This is a genomic window from Deltaproteobacteria bacterium (genome assembly GCA_016875225.1).
In the GTDB taxonomy this organism is placed as follows: Bacteria; Myxococcota_A; UBA9160; order SZUA-336; family SZUA-336; genus VGRW01.
Window position 1 is genome coordinate 1 of the sequence record VGRW01000031.1, and the last position, 15648, is coordinate 15648.

Genomic DNA, 15648 nt, shown 5'->3' on the forward strand with positions numbered 1-15648 from the left:
CCCTGCTCCGCTGTGCTGCGCGGCGCGGGCAGGATCAGCCGCGCCGGATCTGGCTCGCTCTCGATCCCGGCCTCCTTGCGCGCGCGCTCGATCGCGGCTCGCAGACCGCCGACCTCGTCGACGAGCTTGCGCGCGAAGGCGTCGCTTCCGAGCCAGACGCGCCCGCGTCCGAGCGCGTCCACGGCTTCGGTCGAGAGCTCGCGTCCCGTCGACACGCGGCCGAGGAACTCGCGGTAGCTCGCCTCGATGAAGCTGTCGGTGCGCGCCTGCTGCTCGGGGGTGAACGGGCGATCGCCGCCGATCACGCCAGAGTACGGGCCGCGCTCGATCAGCTCGGTCCCGATCTCGAGCTTCCGGTACAGGCCGGAGAAGGACGGCCGCAGCAGGAACACGCCGATCGACCCCGTGAGCGTCGCCGGCTCGGCCACGATCGCGGTCGCGCCGCTGGCGACGTAGTACCCGCCCGAGGCGGCGTAGTCGGCCATCGAGACCACGATCGGCTTCTTCGCGCGCACGCGGGAGACCGCCCGCCAGACCTTGTCGGACGGCTGCGCCCCGCCGCCCGGGGAGTTGATCCGCAGCACGACGGCCCGGATCTCGTCGTTCTTCGCGGCGTCGTCGAGCGACTCGACCGTCTCGTCCGCGGCGAAGACCCGGCTCATGCTGCGCCCACGCTCCTCGACGATGGTGCCCTCGCCGAAGACGAGCGCGATCGTCGGGCCGGTGCGGAGTCCCAGGGAGCGGGCGTCCACGCGCACGTAGTCGTCCGATTCGAGCTCGCTTGCGCCCTGCAGGTCCGCTTTCGCCAGCACCTCGTCGCGCGACGCGATTCCGTCCGCGAGCCTGGCCGCGACCAGCTCGTCGGGGGTCCCGGGGGCGGCCTCGATCTGGGCCCGCACGCTCGCGGCGTCGACTCCGCGGCCCGCGGCGATTCCCTCGACGATCTGCGCGAAGATCCCGTCGAGAAGCGCGTCGGTCATCTCGCGCGCCTTCGGGCTCATCTCGCGCGCGGCGAACTGCTCGACGGCCGACTTGTACTCGCCGACGCGCGCGACCTGCCACTCCACGCCGATCTTCTCGAAGAAGCCGCCGAGGTGCAGGTACTGGCCGGCGATCCCGGCGAGCGGAGCGAGCGACGCCGGCTCTACGTAGACCCGCTCCGCAGCCGACGCGAGGTAGAGCTCACGCGTCGCGTTCAGGCTGGTCTCGTCGACCAGCGCGATCACCCGCTTGCCCGCGCTGCGGACTCGCGCGAGCGCGTCGCGCAGCTCCTGGATTCGCGCGTAGCCGAGCGAGAGCGGCCGAATGTGCACCAGCACCGCCTGCACGCGCGAATCCGCGGCCGCCATGTCGAGCAGCAGCAGCAGCGTTGGAAGCGCCGGCCCTCGCGCCTGCAACCTGGCGAGCAGATCGCTGGGCGGCGCCTCCTCGAGATCGCCGCCGAGCTCGAGCACGAGCACGGAATTCTCGGCCACCTGCGTGCGCGCCGACCAGAGCGCTGCGCCGATCATCGCCGCGACCGCGAGCGACAGGATCCAGATGATCGGTCGCCGCATGAATCCCCTTCGACCGCGGCACGACTCCGGAGGATCCGGGAGCGTGGTGGTCCGAGTCTAGCGGGCGGCCATCGGCCGGACCAAGCCGGGCGATCGAGCTCGAACGAGCTGCGGGGTCAGATTCGCTTTCGGCGAACGAACGCGAGCGCGGCGAGACCGAGTCCGAGCAGGGCGATCGAGGCGGGCTCGGGGACGTTCACGAGGCTCTCGCTCCCGCCGCCCGCAAACCCTTGCACGTGGATCCCGATCCGCAGTCGGCCGTCCGAGAGCTCCGCGAGCACGTCGGAGAAGGTCTGGATTCCCTGCAGGCTGAACTGGATGCTGAGCGTCTCGCCGGGGTTCACGCCGTTGGGCTGAACCGGCGGGTTCGAATCCGCCGAGAAGCCGGCCGTGGTCTGGAACGGCGGCGAGGCGTTGTTCGCGGCTGGCAGGTTCGCGGGAGTCGCGAGCTGCGAGAAGTCCACGCCGGGGGCGTTGTTCACCAGCGCGATCGCGAGCAGCGACCCGTCGTCGAAGTACACGTCGGTGATCGACGAGGCCGCGGGGCCGAGGTTCGTGAACGTGAACAGCACCTGGCCGCCGCCCGCGTCGGTCACGTCGACCGCGAGCTGGGCCTCCGCGATCGTGCAGTTCGCCGGCGAGTTGTTCGAGATGCACCCGAACCCGAGCGTCGCCGCGGCGGAAGGGGTGGCCGACAGAAGAAGCGCCGCACTGAGTCCGAGAATGATCCGACTCGAGAGCTTCATGAATTTCGTATCCCTGGAGTGGGCTTCCCTTCCCGCGGCGCAGTGTGAGGGAAATTGGCAACGAGAGTCCGGATTTTTCTTACGGCGATCGCGCGGAAACCACCCGGAAGAGCGAGATCTCTCGCGCGCAGTTCAGGCGAACGGGCGGGCCGGCAACGCCAAGTCCTCGATTTACATAGAGAATTGATCCGGTCCCGGGGTCGCGGAACACCCCCCGGGTCCAGCGCGAGATCAGCCTCGACACGTTGTGGTGGTGGCCGGGGCGGGGCAGGGCGATCTGGCCGCCGTGGGTATGTCCCGCCAGGGCGAGCGGGAAACCGAGCCGGGCCGCCTGCCCGAACCAGCTCGGCCGGTGGATGAGGAGCAGGCGGGCGAGGTCGCCCGGGATCTCGGCGGCCAGGCGCTCGAGAGCCTCGTGCGTGCCGTCGCGCTCGTTCCAGCCGTGCCCTGGATCCTCGACCCCGGCGAGCGCGAGCGCTCCGCCAGAGAGCTCGATGCGCACCCAGTCGTTGCGCAGCAATCGGATGCGCGTCCACGTTTTGAGCCCGAGCGCGACGGCGTCCGCGCCGGTGTAGGTGTCGTGATTGCCGAGCACGGCGAACACGCCGAGCGGGGCGTCGAGCTCGGCGAGCTCGCGACAGCCCTCTTCGATGTAGCTCGGATCGAAGTCGAAGATGTCGCCGGTGATCACGATCAGATCCGGCTCGAGCCGGTTCACGCGCGCGAGCAGCCGGCGCAGCAGCGGCGCGCGAAGCTGCATGCCGATGTGCAGATCGGAGATCTGCGCTACGCGCAGCCCCGACAGGGCGTCGGGCAGACCGCGAAGCGGCAGGTCCAGACGCTCGACCTCGACGCGGCGCTGTCCCACGAGCCAGCCCCAGAACATCGACCCGAAGCCGAGCGCGAGCGCAGCGCCGCCGACGACCACGAGGAGCGCCTCGGCGCCCGGCCGGTGCAGCAGCGCGATCGGCGCGAAGAGCGCGAATCCGAGCGCGAGGGGCGGCCCGCTGATCAGCGCGCCGAGGCTGCTGACCAGCCAGAGCCGCCCCAGGCGATAGCCGCCGGCGGTGCTTCTCGCGAGCCGCGGCAGCAGCGCGAGCGTCGCGACGTTCAGCACCGCGAGCGCGACGACCAGCGCCGCGCCCGCCGCGAGTCCGAGGCTCCGACCGCTCGCGGCGCGAAGGCACCACTCCACGATCAGCGCCTCGGAGCCCGCGAGCAGGAACAGCGCCGAGTAGCGCGCGTTGCGCAGCACCGAGCCGAGCGCGCGTCGCATCACGTCCGCGGCCATCGCCATTCCGCCGAGGGTCCCGGATCGCCCGCAGGGTTCAAGCGCGCGCCGCCCGCGCGCCCGTATCCGGCTCGCGGCAGAGCGCGGCCAGCTCCTCGTCGGCGATCTCGCTCCGGCCGTCCGCGAGCTCCTGGAAGCGGGCGAAGGCGCGCTCTAGCGCGGCCTCCGAGGGCGCGATCCCCAGCGCGCGCACGCGCGACGCGAAGCCCGCGCGGCCCGAGAGCTTGCCGAGCACGATCTGCGTGCCGACGGGATGCCCGATCTCGGCCGGATCGACCGCCTCGTACGTCTCGCGGCATTTCAGCACCCCGTCCTGGTGGATGCCGGACGCGTGGCGGAAGGCGTTTCCGCCGACGATCGCCTTGTTCGGCGGCACCGCGAATCCCGAGCGGCGCGCGACCGCCTGAGAGACCGCCCAGATCCCGCGCGTGTCCACGCCGGTCTCGACGCCGAGCGCCTCGCCGTGCACGCGCAGCGCCATCACGACCTCCTCGAAAGCGGTGTTGCCCGCTCGCTCGCCCAGCCCGTTCACGGCGACCTCCACCTGGCGCGCGCCGGCCGAAATCGCGGCCAGCGAGTTCGCGGTGGCCATTCCCAGGTCGTCCTGGCCGTGGAAGGACAGGGTCACGCCGCCCACCTCGGGAACGCGCGCCTGCAGCTCGCGGAACATCGCGGCGACCTGATCGGGCCGCGCACACCCGACGGTGTCGGGGAGATTGATCGTGGTGGCACCCGCCCCGATCGCCACGCGCACCAGCCGGGCGATCAGCTCCGGGTCCGAGCGCGTCGCGTCCATGCAGCTCCACTCGACGTCGTCGGTGTAGCCGCGTGCCCGCTCGACCGCCGCGCGCGCCATTTCGACGACCTCGTCCGCGCCGCGGTGCAGCTGGTGCGCGAGGTGGATCTCGGAGCTCGACAGGAACACGTGGATGCGCGGGCTTCGCGCGCCGCGCAGCGCGAGCCAGCTGCGGTCGACCTCGGCCGGGATCGCGCGCGAAAGACCGCAGACGCGCGCGCGTCTCACGCACTCCGCGACGGCGCGCACCGCCTCGTGCTCGCCGGCCGACGATCCCGGAAAGCCGGCCTCGATCACGTCGACGCCCATTCCATCGAGGAGCGTCGCGATCTCGACCTTCGCGGCCTTCGAGAAGCAGACGCCCGCCGCCTGCTCGCCGTCGCGGAGCGTCGTGTCGAAGACGACGACGCGCTCGCGACCCGTTTGGTTGGAAGAATTCACGCCCTGCATGCTGACCTCCTCGGAGCGTCTCGGCCGCCGGGCCGGCGAAGGAGGTCGCGGGAGCTTCCCGCGGGCGAAAAAAAACCCCTCCGGCCGGCGCGGCGGGAGAGGTCCGATTCCTTGCGACTGGTCTGGTGCTCAGCCTCTGAGCACCAGGTGGACCCCGCCCGCCCTGGTAAGGCCGAGAAGAAGCAGCGCGGTTTGGGTCCGGCGAATCACGATGCCGCGACGTTACGTGCGCGCTCCGCACGCGTCAAGGCGACGCTCAGAAGCGATCGGAGGGCCAGTAGGTGACCAGCGGGCCGCCGACGAGCGTCGCGAGTAGCGCGGAATCGGGGCAATCCTCGGGCGCGCCGGCGATCCGAACGAGCGTCGACCGATCGAGCACCCGCCACATCGGCGAGGGATCCTCGTCGGGGGCGATCGAGAATCCGAGCGCGTGGAGCGCATCGCCGAGCTCGGAGTCCCGAACCAGCGGCACCGGGAGCCGCCGGTCGGGTGACGCGAACGCCGCGAGCAGGTGTGCGAGCGCCGCGGCACCGCCCGCGCCGCGCGCGTACTCGATCACGCGCGACCTCCCGCCGAACGCCGCGGCGCGCGCGTAGGCGAGGATCTCGCCCTCGCGTTCGCCAACGCGGAAGTCCTCGTCGGGAGTTCCGGCCGTGCGCAGCTGGCCCTCCCAGTAGCGCCGATCGCGCACGGTCGGACCCGACAGCGGCTCGGTGTAGGCATCGTAGAGCGCGGCCAGGCGCGGCAGGTCGTCCGGTCGGAACGCGCGCAGGCGCACGCCCTCCGGCGCTTCCGGCCTGCGCCCGACCGGCGCGAGCTTGAAGTAGCGAAGCGAGATCTGCTGCCAGCCGAGCCGCTCGTAGAAGCCGAAGCGCCCCGTGAAGAGCAGGGAGAGCGCCATGCCCCGGGCGCGCATGAGCGGGATCGCCTCGCGCAGAAGCTCCGACGCGAGGCCCCTTCCGCGCGCGGATTCGTGGGTCGCGACGCTGCCGATCCCACCGAGCAGGACGCGTTCGCCCCGCAGGCGGATCGGCTTCGCGAAGATCTGCACGCACGAGAGCGGTCGGCCCGCGTCGACGGCTAGCAGCAGGTCGGAGTACGAGAAGGCCGGGTCGAAGTCCATGTAGCGCTCGAAGAGCTCGCGGACCGAAAAGGCGTGCTCCAGCAGGTCGAGCACCGCTTCGCGATCTTCGGCCCGCATTTCGCGGATCTCCACGTGCCGGGCCTCAGGCGATCGCGCGGGCGAGCGCGTCGCGGATGCACGCGGTGAACGCGGCGGTCCCGAGCGTCCCGCCGACGTCGCGCGTGGTCCGGCCGCTCGCGATCGCGCCGAGGATCGCCCCGCGAAGCCGGCTTGCGAGCTCGAAGTGCCGCGCATGCTCGAGCAGAAGCGCAAGCGCCAGCAGGGCCGCGGTCGGATTGCACACCCCGCTTCCCGCGATGTCGGGCGCGGTCCCGCCGGCGGGGTCGAAGATCGCCACGTCGATCTCGCCCGATTTCGCGAACGAGTAGTTGCCGCTGGCGCCAAGCCCCATGCTGCCGATCAGCCCGCAGGCCATGTCGGAGAGGAAGTCGCCGTACTCGTTCAGCGTCAGCACCACCGAGAACTCGCGCGGCCGCAGGCAGATCTTCGCCAGCAGCGCGTCGAAGAGCTCGACGCGATGGGGAACGTCGGGGAATTCGGCCGCGACCTCGCGCACGATCGCCTCGAAGAACCCGTCCGTCGCGCGCTGGATCGTGTGCTTCGAGGACGACGTTACCGACAGACCGTGTTGCCGCGCGAGCCGGAACGCGAAGCGCGCGGCCTCTGTGCACGGCCTGCGCTCGATGATCCGCAGCGAGACCGCGACGTCCTGGCCGATCCGCTGTCCGGGGTCGTCGTACGTGCCGCCCGTCGCGACGCGCACGATCTCGAGCGCCACCGTCTCCTTGAAGCTCGAGGCGATGCCCGGAATCGAGTGCACCGGCCGGTGGATCACCGAGAGCCCGAGTCGCGTGCGGAGCACGGCGTTGGGGCTCTCGCCCTCGGTCACCGTCGGGTACTTCAGCCCCAGACGGGTGCGCGCGAGCGACGCCACGACCTCGTCGTACGCGGCTGCCGCGCCGGCGCGACGCCGTTCCAGCGACAGGTCGATCGGCTCGAAGTCGATCGCGAGCGGCAGGCACCCGGCGACGCCGTGCACCGACTCGCGCAGCTCCGGCCCGATCCCGTCGCCGAGCAACTCCGTGATCACGAGCGCTTTCATGACCCTCCCGAGCGGATTGCTAGACTCGCACAAGGAGGTGCGAATGTCCGAGCTTCGCGCGCTGTATCAGCAGGCGTTCGACGCCTTCGTGAAGGGCGATTACGAGCAAGCGGTGGCCGGCTATCAGCGCGTGATCGAGCGCGACGGCCGGTTCGGCCTCGCGTATCAGGGACTGGCCGAGGTCTACAGCCGGCTGAACCGATTGGACGATGCGATCGCGACGATCCGAAAGGCGATCGAGTGCGACCCCGACGAGCCGCTCTTCCACACCAGCCTGTCGCGCTTCCTGCAGCGGCAGGGCCGCATCCCAGAGGCCGAGGAGGCCTCGGCAGTCGCGGCGCGAATGAGCGCGATCCGCTGACGGAGCGTCGGGCGTGAAGGCGCTCGCGCTCGCGGCGTTGGTCGGCGTCATCCACGTCCACCACGCGCCGTCGCACGACAGCGACGCCCCGTTCGAAGCCGTGCTCTCGGCCGCCGGCGAGGCCGGGCTCGACTTCGTGGTGCTCACCGATCACGCGGATTCGGACTCGCCCGGGCTGCTGCCGGGAAGCGAGCACGCGGGGCTCGCGACCGCGCCGAACGGCCGGAAGGTCCTGATCCTGGTCGGCGCGGAGTTCGCCTCGCGCGATGGCCACGTGCTCGGGCTCGAGATCGAGCGCGGCGTGCCGGCGATCGGCCGTCCCGGGCGCGAGGTGATCGCCGCGATTCACGAGCAGGGAGGCTTCGCCGTCGTCGCGCATCCGTTCTCGCACGGCGGTTGGCACGACTGGGACGCGGAGTTCGACGGGCTCGAGGTGCAGAACAACGCCTCGGACTTCACCCGGCTCTACGGACCGCTGCTGCCGTTTCGGCTGCTGCGCTTCGGATTCGACCGCAGCGCCCAGCTCGAGGACCTGTGGGTGCGGCCCTCGCGCGAGCTCGAGGCCTGGGATGGGCTCCTGGTCTCGGGGCGGCGCGTGGTCGGGTTCGCCGGCGCCGACGCGCACAACAACGTCTCTCTGCTCGGCTGGCAGCTCGACCCGTATCTGCAGATGTTCCGCGGCGTGCAGACGGTCTGTCCCGACGGCGAGCTGGAGCCGCGCGCGGTCTGGGCGCGCCTTCGCTCCGGGAGCTGCGCGATCCGCTACGGAATCCACGAGGCGCGCGCGGCAGAAGCGACTCTGATCGAGCTGCCTTCCGGTCGAAGCGAGCTCCAGCTCGACGGCGGCACGCGCGTGCTGGAGCTGCGCAATCCGCCCGCGGAGCCGGGGTTATACTCCGCGCCGTGAATCCGATCGATCTGCGCAGCGACACCGTGACCCGGCCCTGCGCGGCGATGCGCGAGGCGATGGCGAGCGCCGAGGTCGGCGACGACGTGTACGGCGAGGATCCGACCGTGAACCGCCTGCAGGAGCTGGCGGCCACGCTGCTTGGGAAGGAAGCCGCGCTCTTCGTGCCGTCGGGCACGATGGCCAACCAGATCGCGCTCCGCGCGCTCAGCGAATCCGGCGACGCCGCGATCGCCGCGCGCGACGCGCACATGGTCCTGTACGAGTCCGCAGGCGCCGCCTCGCTCGCGGGCGTGCAGCTGGTCGAGATCGGAAGCGGCGGATCGTTCGGCCCCGAGGAGCTACGCGCGGCGGTGTACCCCGCCGACGATCACTTCCCGCGCAGCGCGGCGCTTCTGGTCGAAAACACCCACAACCGCTCCGGCGGGCGCGTGTTTCCGTTCGAGCGCCTGCGGCAGGTCACGGATCTGGCGCGGCAGCTCGGTCTGCGCTGCCACATGGACGGCGCGCGGATCTTCAATGCCGAGGCTGCGAGCGGAATCCCGGCGGCGCGCTGGGCGGAGTCGTTCGACACGGTGAGCTTCTGCCTCTCGAAAGGACTCGGCGCGCCGGTCGGCTCGCTGCTGCTGGGATCTCGCGAGCTGATCCGCCGCGCCCACCGCTACCGCAAGCAGCAGGGCGGTGGCATGCGCCAGGCGGGAATCCTGGCCGCCGCGGGAATCTTCGCGTTGGAGCGCAATCGCAAGCGGCTCGGCGAGGATCACGCCAACGCGCGGCGGCTCGCGGCCGGGCTCGCCGGGATTCCCGGCGTCACCGTGCCCGAGCCGCCGGAGTCGAACATCGTGATCTTCCGCCGCGCGGGGGCCGGCGCCTGGAGCGCGGCGCTGCGCGCGCGCGGCGTGCTGGTGAATCCCGTCGCGAGCGATGCGCTGCGCGCCGTGACGCACCTCGACGTCGGTTCGAGCGAGATCGACGCTGCACTCGCGATATTGCGAGAGATCCGCGTTTGAGCCCGCGCGCAGGTCTACGCTTCGAGTGCACGCTCTGCGGCGAGTGCTGCACCGCGCGCGGCGAGTACGCGTACGTGTACCTGAACGCGGACGAAGCCCGAGCTCTCGCCGACGAGCTCGGTCTGGGGCTGGCGGAGTTCAAGCGCCGCTACACGGAGAAGGACGAGTACGGCTGGACGCAGCTCCGCTTCGAGTCCGAATCGTGCATCTTCCTGGAGCCCGGCACGAAGCGCTGCACCGTCTACGCTGCGCGACCGGTCCAGTGCCGGACGTTCCCGTTCTGGCGCGACCTGGTCGAGTCCGGCCGCTGGACCGACGCTGCGCGCAAGCTCTGCCCCGGAATCGGCCAGGGCCGCGCACACCGGCCCGAAGACGTCGAAGCGCGGATGCTCGAGATGGAGCTCGCCGACGAGACGTGAGCGGGCCTCCTGGCTATCTTCGCCGGAACGATGACGCGACGGCGGACACGGCCCCCCGGCGGGGATTCCTGGAGCCACGTGACCGCGCGCTTGCGCGAGACCGCGAGTCTGCGCGAGGCGATTCCGAGCGAGCGGCAGCGCGTGCTCGAGCTCGTGCTCGCGCTCGCGGGCCGCGTGAGCGGCCGCCGCGTGCTCGACGTCGGATCCGACTCGAGCGCTCTCGCGCGCGGGCTCGGCCAGCAAGGCGCTCAGGTCGAGAGCGTCCGCGACCTGCTGGAGCCGGCCTCGCCGTTGCGCGGCCCGTTCGACGTGGTCACGGCTCTGGATTGCATCGACGACAGCAAGGATCCCGAAGCGGCGCTTCGGGTCCTGGGCAAGCTGCTTCATCCGCGCGGGCGGGTCGTGCTCGCGATCGCGCACCCGTGGCGGGCGACGGCGGCGAGTGCGACCCCTCATCCCGCCCTCGCCAGTCTTCCCGCGCTTCTGGCGTCGCTTCGCTCCGCGGGCCTGCGGCTCGTCGACGCCGCGGAGCCGGTGGCCGACCCCGCGGAGGCGACCGGGGCCCGCGAGCCGCGCCACCTGGTATTGGTCGCGGAGCGCACCGGACGCCGCACGCGCAACCGCGGAACCAGCCGCTGATCCGCGGTCCGCGCACGAAATCGACAGGAGGTCCCGAACGATGTCTGAAACGGAGCTGTCGCGCCGCGAACTGCTCGTCACGGGCGCGTACGCGCTCGGCACGGCCCTGCTCTGGCCGCGGCTGGGTCGCGCCGAAGATCGGACCGCCTGGCTCGAAGTCGCCAAGAAGAGCCCGCTCGCCTACATCTCGCCGCTCGCGAAGGACGGGAGCGAGAGCCGCTGCCACGGCGAGGTCTGGTTCTTCCTCGATGCGGGCGACGTCGTGATCGCGACCGGAACCAAGACCTGGAAGGCCCGCGCGCTCGCGGCCGGTCGGGATCGCGCGCGCGTCTGGGTCGGCGACTTCGGACCCTACGCGAAGGCGCCCGAGAAGCTCCAGACCGCCCCGAGCTTCGTCGCGAAGGCGAGAATCGACGGCGATCGCGCAGTCTTCGGGCGACTGCTAGCGGCGTATGCCACGAAGTACCCCGACGAATGGGGCAAGTGGAAGCCTCGCTTCGAGTCGAGCTACGCCGACGGCTCGCGGGTGGTGATCCGCTACCAGGCCTAGCGCGCTCGCGAGGCGTCTCGGTAGCTGATCGCCTCGGCGACGTGGCCGACGTCGATCGCGCCGGCTCCCGAGAGGTCCGCGATCGTGCGCGCGACGCGAAGGCAGCGCACGACCGCACGCATCGACAGGCCCAGCGCCGAGACCGCGCGCTCCAGCAGCGCGCGCGCGTCCGCGCGCAGCGCGCAGTGGCGCGGAAGCGCCGCCGTGGGAAGCTGCGCATTCGTGCTCCACGGCTCGCCGCGGTAGCGCTCGAGCTGGAGTCCGCGCGCCGCGCGCACGCGCGCGAGCACCTGCTCGCTGGTCTCGCCGCTGCGGCCCTCGCGGAGCATGTCCTTCCACGGAACCGCGGCCAGGGCGACGTGCAGGTCGATCCGGTCGAGCAGCGGTCCCGAAATCTTCGCCCGGTAGCGCGCGACTTCCGGCTCCAGGCATCTGCACTCTCGAACCGCGGAGCCGCGCCAGCCGCACGGGCACGGGTTCATCGCCGCGACGAGCTGGAATCGCGCGGGCATGCGCGCGCTGGCGTGCGAGCGCGCGATCCGGATCTCGCCCTCCTCGAGCGGCTGGCGCAGCGCCTCGAGCACGGGCCTGCGAAATTCCGGGAGCTCGTCGAGGAAGAGCACGCCGCGGTGCGCAAGCGTGATCTCGCCCGGGCGAAGCGGCCGCCCGCCGCCCGCCATTCCCGCGTCGGAGGTGCTGTGGTGCGGCGCGCGAAACGGCGGCCGCTCGAGCAGCCCCGAGGGACCGAGCGTCCCGGCGGCGCTGTGGATTCGCGTCGCCTCGAGCGCGGCCTCGCTGTCCAGCTCGGGCAGGATTCCCGGCAGGCGGCGCGCGAGCAGCGTCTTCCCGGCGCCGGGCGGCCCGACCAGAAGCAGGTTGTGCGCGCCGGCGGCGGCGATCTCGAGCGCGCGCTTGGCGCTCTCCTGACCGTGTATGTCGGAGAGATCGAGCGCGAGCTCCGCGGGCACGTCTCGAGGCGGGGTCGGGCTCGGCGACTCGAGCGCCTCGCCGTCGCGAAGCCAGCGCAGCACCGAGCCGAGATCTCCCGCGCCGAGCGCCGCGAGTCGTGGCCAGAGCGACGCCTCGAACAGATTTCCGCTCGGCACGATCACGTCGCGGATCACGCTCCCCTCCGCGGCGCCGAGCATCGCGAGCACGCCTCGAACCGGCCGCAGCCCGCCGTCGAGCCCGAGTTCGCCCAGGAACAGCGACCCGCGCAGGCGTTCTTCGCAGAGCTCGACGCGCGTTCCCGCGATGCCGACCGCGATCGGGAGGTCGAGCGCCGAGCCGACCTTCGGCAGCCCCGTCGGCGCGAGATTCACGGTCACGCGGCCGGGAGGGAATTCGAGGCTGGCGTGGCGGAACGCGGCGCGAATCCGATCGCGGCTCTCGTTCACGATGCGATCCGCCTGACCGACGATGTGAAACGCCGGCAACCCTGCGCCCGCTTCGACTTCGACGGAGACTCTGACGCCGTCGAGAACGTGAAGCGTGGCGCCGAAGACGCGCAAGAGCATTTCGAACCCGCGCGGGACCGGGGGAAGTGCTTCCTATGGTCGCGCGATCGCGGCAGAAGTGGCGCGGTCGGCCGGGACGGACGGGTGCCGTGTATGCTCGCGAGCTTGGAACCGGGCGCGTCTGCAACTCGTGTGCGCGGCGTCGGGCGGCGTCGCGCGACGCTCGCGGCGGCGCTGATCGCCGCCGCGGCGCTCAATTGCGGCGAGCGCGGAGCCGTCGAGCCGCCGCGGGCCGCGCGCGCGGGCTTCGACGGTACGCGCGCGTTCGCGGATCTCGAGGAGCTGGTGCACATCGGCCCGCGACCGGCGGGCTCGCCCGGCGCGGCGCGCGCGCGCGAGCTGATCCGCGAACGGCTTCGCCAGGCGGGCTGGGTCGTCGAGGAGCACGCGTTCGAGGCCGGCCCGCCGGGAGCGAAGCCGCGGCGGATGGTCAATCTGATCGCGCGGCGCGTCGACTCCACCGCGGAGCGCGTCCTTCTGATCACCCATTACGACACGAAGGACATCCCGGGAATCCGCTTCGTCGGCGCGAACGACGGCGCCTCTGGAACGGCGGTGCTGCTCGAGCTCGCGCGCGTGCTCGCCGCGTACGAGCTGCCGCTGGCGATCGAGCTGGTCTTCGCCGACGGCGAAGAGGCCTTCGGCGCCTCGATCACTCGACAGGACGGCTTGTACGGAAGCAGCGCGCTCGCCGAGCGCATGCGGGCGGACGGGAGTCTCGAGCGGGTTCGCAGCGTGATCCTGGTGGACATGGTCGGGGATGCGGACCTGAACCTCGTCGTCGACCAGGGCTCGTCACCGTTGCTGCGCGAGATCTTCGCGCGCGAGGCGGAGCGGCTGGGGCTCGGCGCGATCATCGATCCGACGGCCGAGATGACGGTGATCGACGACCACACGCCGTTCGCGGCGCTCGGCGTCGAGCACGTGCTGGCCGTGATCGACTTCCAATTCGGCGGGCGTGTCTCGCCGGGTCGTCTCTGGCACACCGCGGGTGACTCGCTGGAATCGGTCTCGGCGTCGAGCCTGAATTCCGTCGGCCGAGTGCTGGTCGAAACCGTCCGCGCGGTCTCGGAGCACTGGAGCAAAACGGGCGCGCCTCGTGCGCGGGGCGAATAGCCGTCCTACACTGCGCAGCAATCTACGCGGATCTCAAGGAAGGAAGACTCGAATGCGCGTTCTGCGAACCATCACGACCGCGGTCTCTCTGGTGTGCATTGCCGTCACGCTCGGCTGCGCCGAGGGTCAGCTTCTCGACACGAAGACCAAGCAGGGCGCGGTCGTCGGAACGCTCGCGGGCGCCGCTGCGGGCGCGGCGATCGGCGGCAAGAAGCACCGCGCGGGCGGGGCTTTGATCGGCGCGGCCGGCGGCGCGATCGCAGGTGGCCTGATCGGCAACTACCTCGACAAGCAGGCCAAGGAGATCGATGCGATTCCGGGCGCCGAGGTCGAGCGGCGCGATGACTCCCTGCTGGTGAATTTCGCGGGTGGAATCCTGTTCGACACGAACTCCTCCTCTCTCCTGCCGGGCGGCTACGACCGGCTTCGCTCGCTCGCAACGACGCTCAAGAGCTACCCGCAGCAGCGCCTGATCGTGAAGGGCCATACGGACTCGCAGGGCGACGACCGCTACAACCAGAAGCTCTCGGAGGAGCGCGCCGCCACCGTGCAGACCTTCATCATCTCGGAAGGCGTCCAGGCCGCGCGCATCACGGCGATCGGGTTCGGCTCGAAGATGCCGGTCGCCACCAACGCGACGGCCGAGGGGCGCCAGCAGAACCGTCGCGTCGAGATCGAGATCCGACCGGACGCCGAGGTGCTTCAGAGCGGCAGCGCGCCGCAGTAGGTCCGACACTTTGCGGAGTCGCGCGCAGAGGCCGCTCGCGGCCCTATCGGTCGGTCTCGCGCTCTTCGCAGCGGGCCTGGCGTACGCCCCGCGCGCGAACGCGCAGGACGCCAATGCCGTCCAGATCGAGATCCGCTCGCCGCTTCCCGGCGAGACGATCCGCAACAAGACCGACATGGCGCCGCTCGCGGGGCTCGCGATCGCGGGCGAGCGGCCGACGAGCTTCGACGTGGTCATCGTGCTCGACGTCTCGGGATCGACCGCCTACCCGAGCGGGATCGACGTGGACGGCGACGGCGTGCTCGGCGAGACGCAGCGCTCTCCAATCTCCTCGCAGCCCGACACGCCCAACACCGACCCGGACGACTCGGTGCTCGCGGCCGAGGTCTCGGCCTCGAAGGCCCTGCTCGACGGGCTCGATCCCTCGCGCGTTCACGTCGGTGTCGTCTCGTTCTCGGGTGAGGTCGATCCGGTGACGCAGCGGCGGCTCGGTCGCGGCGACGACGCCCTGCTCGAGCAGGCGCTGACGCCCGACTACGCCGCGGTCAAGCGCTCGCTCGAAGCGACGCTGCTCCGCGGGCCGAACGGCGGCACGAACATGCAGGCGGGCGTGAAGCTCGCGCTCCGCGAGCTGGCGGGGCTCCCGGGCTCGGTGTCGCGTCCGCGCGCGCACGCGAAGAAGGTGATCCTGTTCCTGACGGACGGAAAGCCGTCGCTGCCCTTCGGGCAGGCGAACGTCGAGGACAAGGAAGACATGCTGGCGGCGATCGACGCCGCGCAGCTGTGCCGGGTCGCGGGCGTGATGTTGAACGTGTACGGGCTCGGCCCTTCCGCGATCGACTATCCGGTCGCGGCGACGGAGATGGCGAAAGCGACGGGTGGCCTCTACACACCGGTGCGTCGACCCGGCGACATCGTCGCGATGATCTCGGGAGTCTCGTTCGCGAACATCGAGGACGTGGTCGCGGTGAACCTGACGCTGATGGAATGGGCCGGACCGAACGACGTGCTGCTCTCGCCCGACGGCTCGTTCCAGGGCTTCGTGCCGGTGCGACCCGGCCTGAACCGGATCCGCGTCTCGGCGCTCGCTTCCGACGGAAGTCGCGGATCGAAGGAGTTCGACCTCACCTTCGCGCAGCAGGGCATGAGCGATCTGGAGCTCACGGCCGAGCGGGATCGCATCCGGCAGCGGAACCGCGAAATCCAGCTCCGACTCGAACGCGAGCGTCAGAACGCGTTCCGCAAGCAGGAGCGCGAGCGCGTGCTCGAGATCGGGATCGAGAAGCCCGAGGACGCGCCGAAGCCCGCGCCCTGACC

The 15648-nt window shown here is 71.3% G+C and carries 16 protein-coding genes; 9 read left to right on the forward strand and 7 right to left on the reverse strand.

Annotated elements, in window-relative coordinates:
* The 6 genes from sppA to FJ108_09560 form a co-directional block, all read right to left on the reverse strand.
* Positions 1 to 1556 (reverse strand): signal peptide peptidase SppA (gene sppA / locus FJ108_09535; protein MBM4336142.1); only part of this gene is annotated, 1556 nt, incomplete at its 3' end.
* Between the two features lie 116 nt (positions 1557 to 1672).
* Positions 1673 to 2302 carry a PEP-CTERM sorting domain-containing protein gene (locus FJ108_09540; protein ID MBM4336143.1) on the reverse strand — a complete coding sequence of 210 codons (630 nt, stop codon included), beginning with the start codon at positions 2300 to 2302 and terminating at the stop codon, positions 1673 to 1675.
* Positions 2303 to 2381: 79 nt separating this feature from the next.
* The gene (locus tag FJ108_09545; GenBank protein MBM4336144.1) at positions 2382 to 3599 is read right to left on the reverse strand and encodes a metallophosphoesterase; all 1218 of its coding nucleotides are present in this window, start codon (positions 3597 to 3599) and stop codon (positions 2382 to 2384) included.
* Between the two features lie 31 nt (positions 3600 to 3630).
* The gene (locus FJ108_09550) at positions 3631 to 4839 is read right to left on the reverse strand and encodes a 2-isopropylmalate synthase (GenBank protein MBM4336145.1); all 1209 of its coding nucleotides are present in this window, start codon (positions 4837 to 4839) and stop codon (positions 3631 to 3633) included.
* A 256-nt stretch (positions 4840 to 5095) separates the two neighbouring features.
* The gene (locus FJ108_09555) at positions 5096 to 6040 is read right to left on the reverse strand and encodes a GNAT family N-acetyltransferase (GenBank protein ID MBM4336146.1); all 945 of its coding nucleotides are present in this window, start codon (positions 6038 to 6040) and stop codon (positions 5096 to 5098) included.
* A gap of 25 nt (positions 6041 to 6065) precedes the next feature.
* A complete protein-coding gene (locus FJ108_09560; GenBank protein ID MBM4336147.1) occupies positions 6066 to 7085 on the reverse strand; it encodes an isocitrate dehydrogenase in 1020 nt (339 codons plus the stop codon).
* Here FJ108_09560 and FJ108_09565 point away from each other — a divergent pair.
* Genes FJ108_09565 through FJ108_09590 form a run of 6 tightly spaced genes read left to right on the forward strand, consistent with a single transcriptional unit; the run spans position 7084 to position 10971 of the window.
* Positions 7084 to 7446, forward strand: coding sequence for a tetratricopeptide repeat protein (locus tag FJ108_09565; protein MBM4336148.1), 363 nt, complete (start codon positions 7084 to 7086; stop codon positions 7444 to 7446). The two genes, FJ108_09560 and FJ108_09565, sit on opposite strands and share 2 nt — an antisense overlap.
* Positions 7447 to 7459: 13 nt before the next feature.
* Positions 7460 to 8353 carry a hypothetical protein gene (locus tag FJ108_09570; GenBank protein MBM4336149.1) on the forward strand — a complete coding sequence of 298 codons (894 nt, stop codon included), beginning with the start codon at positions 7460 to 7462 and terminating at the stop codon, positions 8351 to 8353.
* Positions 8350 to 9363, forward strand: a complete 1014-nt coding sequence (gene ltaE / locus FJ108_09575) for a low-specificity L-threonine aldolase (protein MBM4336150.1) — start codon at positions 8350 to 8352, stop codon at positions 9361 to 9363. The genes FJ108_09570 and ltaE overlap by 4 nt, the downstream gene beginning before the upstream one ends.
* Positions 9342 to 9782, forward strand: a complete 441-nt coding sequence (locus FJ108_09580) for a YkgJ family cysteine cluster protein (protein MBM4336151.1) — start codon at positions 9342 to 9344, stop codon at positions 9780 to 9782. Before ltaE ends, FJ108_09580 begins: the two co-directional genes overlap by 22 nt.
* A 30-nt stretch (positions 9783 to 9812) precedes the next feature.
* Positions 9813 to 10421, forward strand: a complete 609-nt coding sequence (locus FJ108_09585; protein ID MBM4336152.1) for a class I SAM-dependent methyltransferase — start codon at positions 9813 to 9815, stop codon at positions 10419 to 10421.
* Between the two features lie 40 nt (positions 10422 to 10461).
* Positions 10462 to 10971 (forward strand): hypothetical protein, encoded by a 510-nt coding sequence (locus tag FJ108_09590; protein ID MBM4336153.1) that lies wholly within the window; start codon positions 10462 to 10464, stop codon positions 10969 to 10971.
* On the opposite strand, the gene FJ108_09595 is transcribed toward FJ108_09590, so the two are convergent.
* On the reverse strand, positions 10968 to 12488 hold the full coding sequence (locus tag FJ108_09595; protein MBM4336154.1) for a YifB family Mg chelatase-like AAA ATPase: 1521 nt from the start codon (positions 12486 to 12488) through the stop codon (positions 10968 to 10970). The genes FJ108_09590 and FJ108_09595 overlap by 4 nt on opposite strands.
* A 93-nt stretch (positions 12489 to 12581) precedes the next feature.
* Here FJ108_09595 and FJ108_09600 point away from each other — a divergent pair, with 93 nt between their 5' ends.
* The 3 genes from FJ108_09600 to FJ108_09610 are packed head-to-tail and all read left to right on the forward strand — an operon-like array spanning position 12582 to position 15646.
* Entirely contained in the window at positions 12582 to 13604 is a 1023-nt protein-coding gene (locus FJ108_09600; protein ID MBM4336155.1) for a M28 family peptidase, read from the forward strand.
* A gap of 52 nt (positions 13605 to 13656) precedes the next feature.
* Positions 13657 to 14331 (forward strand): OmpA family protein, encoded by a 675-nt coding sequence (locus tag FJ108_09605; GenBank protein ID MBM4336156.1) that lies wholly within the window; start codon positions 13657 to 13659, stop codon positions 14329 to 14331.
* A gap of 10 nt (positions 14332 to 14341) precedes the next feature.
* Entirely contained in the window at positions 14342 to 15646 is a 1305-nt protein-coding gene (locus FJ108_09610) for a VWA domain-containing protein (protein MBM4336157.1), read from the forward strand.
* Positions 15647 to 15648: the final 2 nt, after the last annotated feature.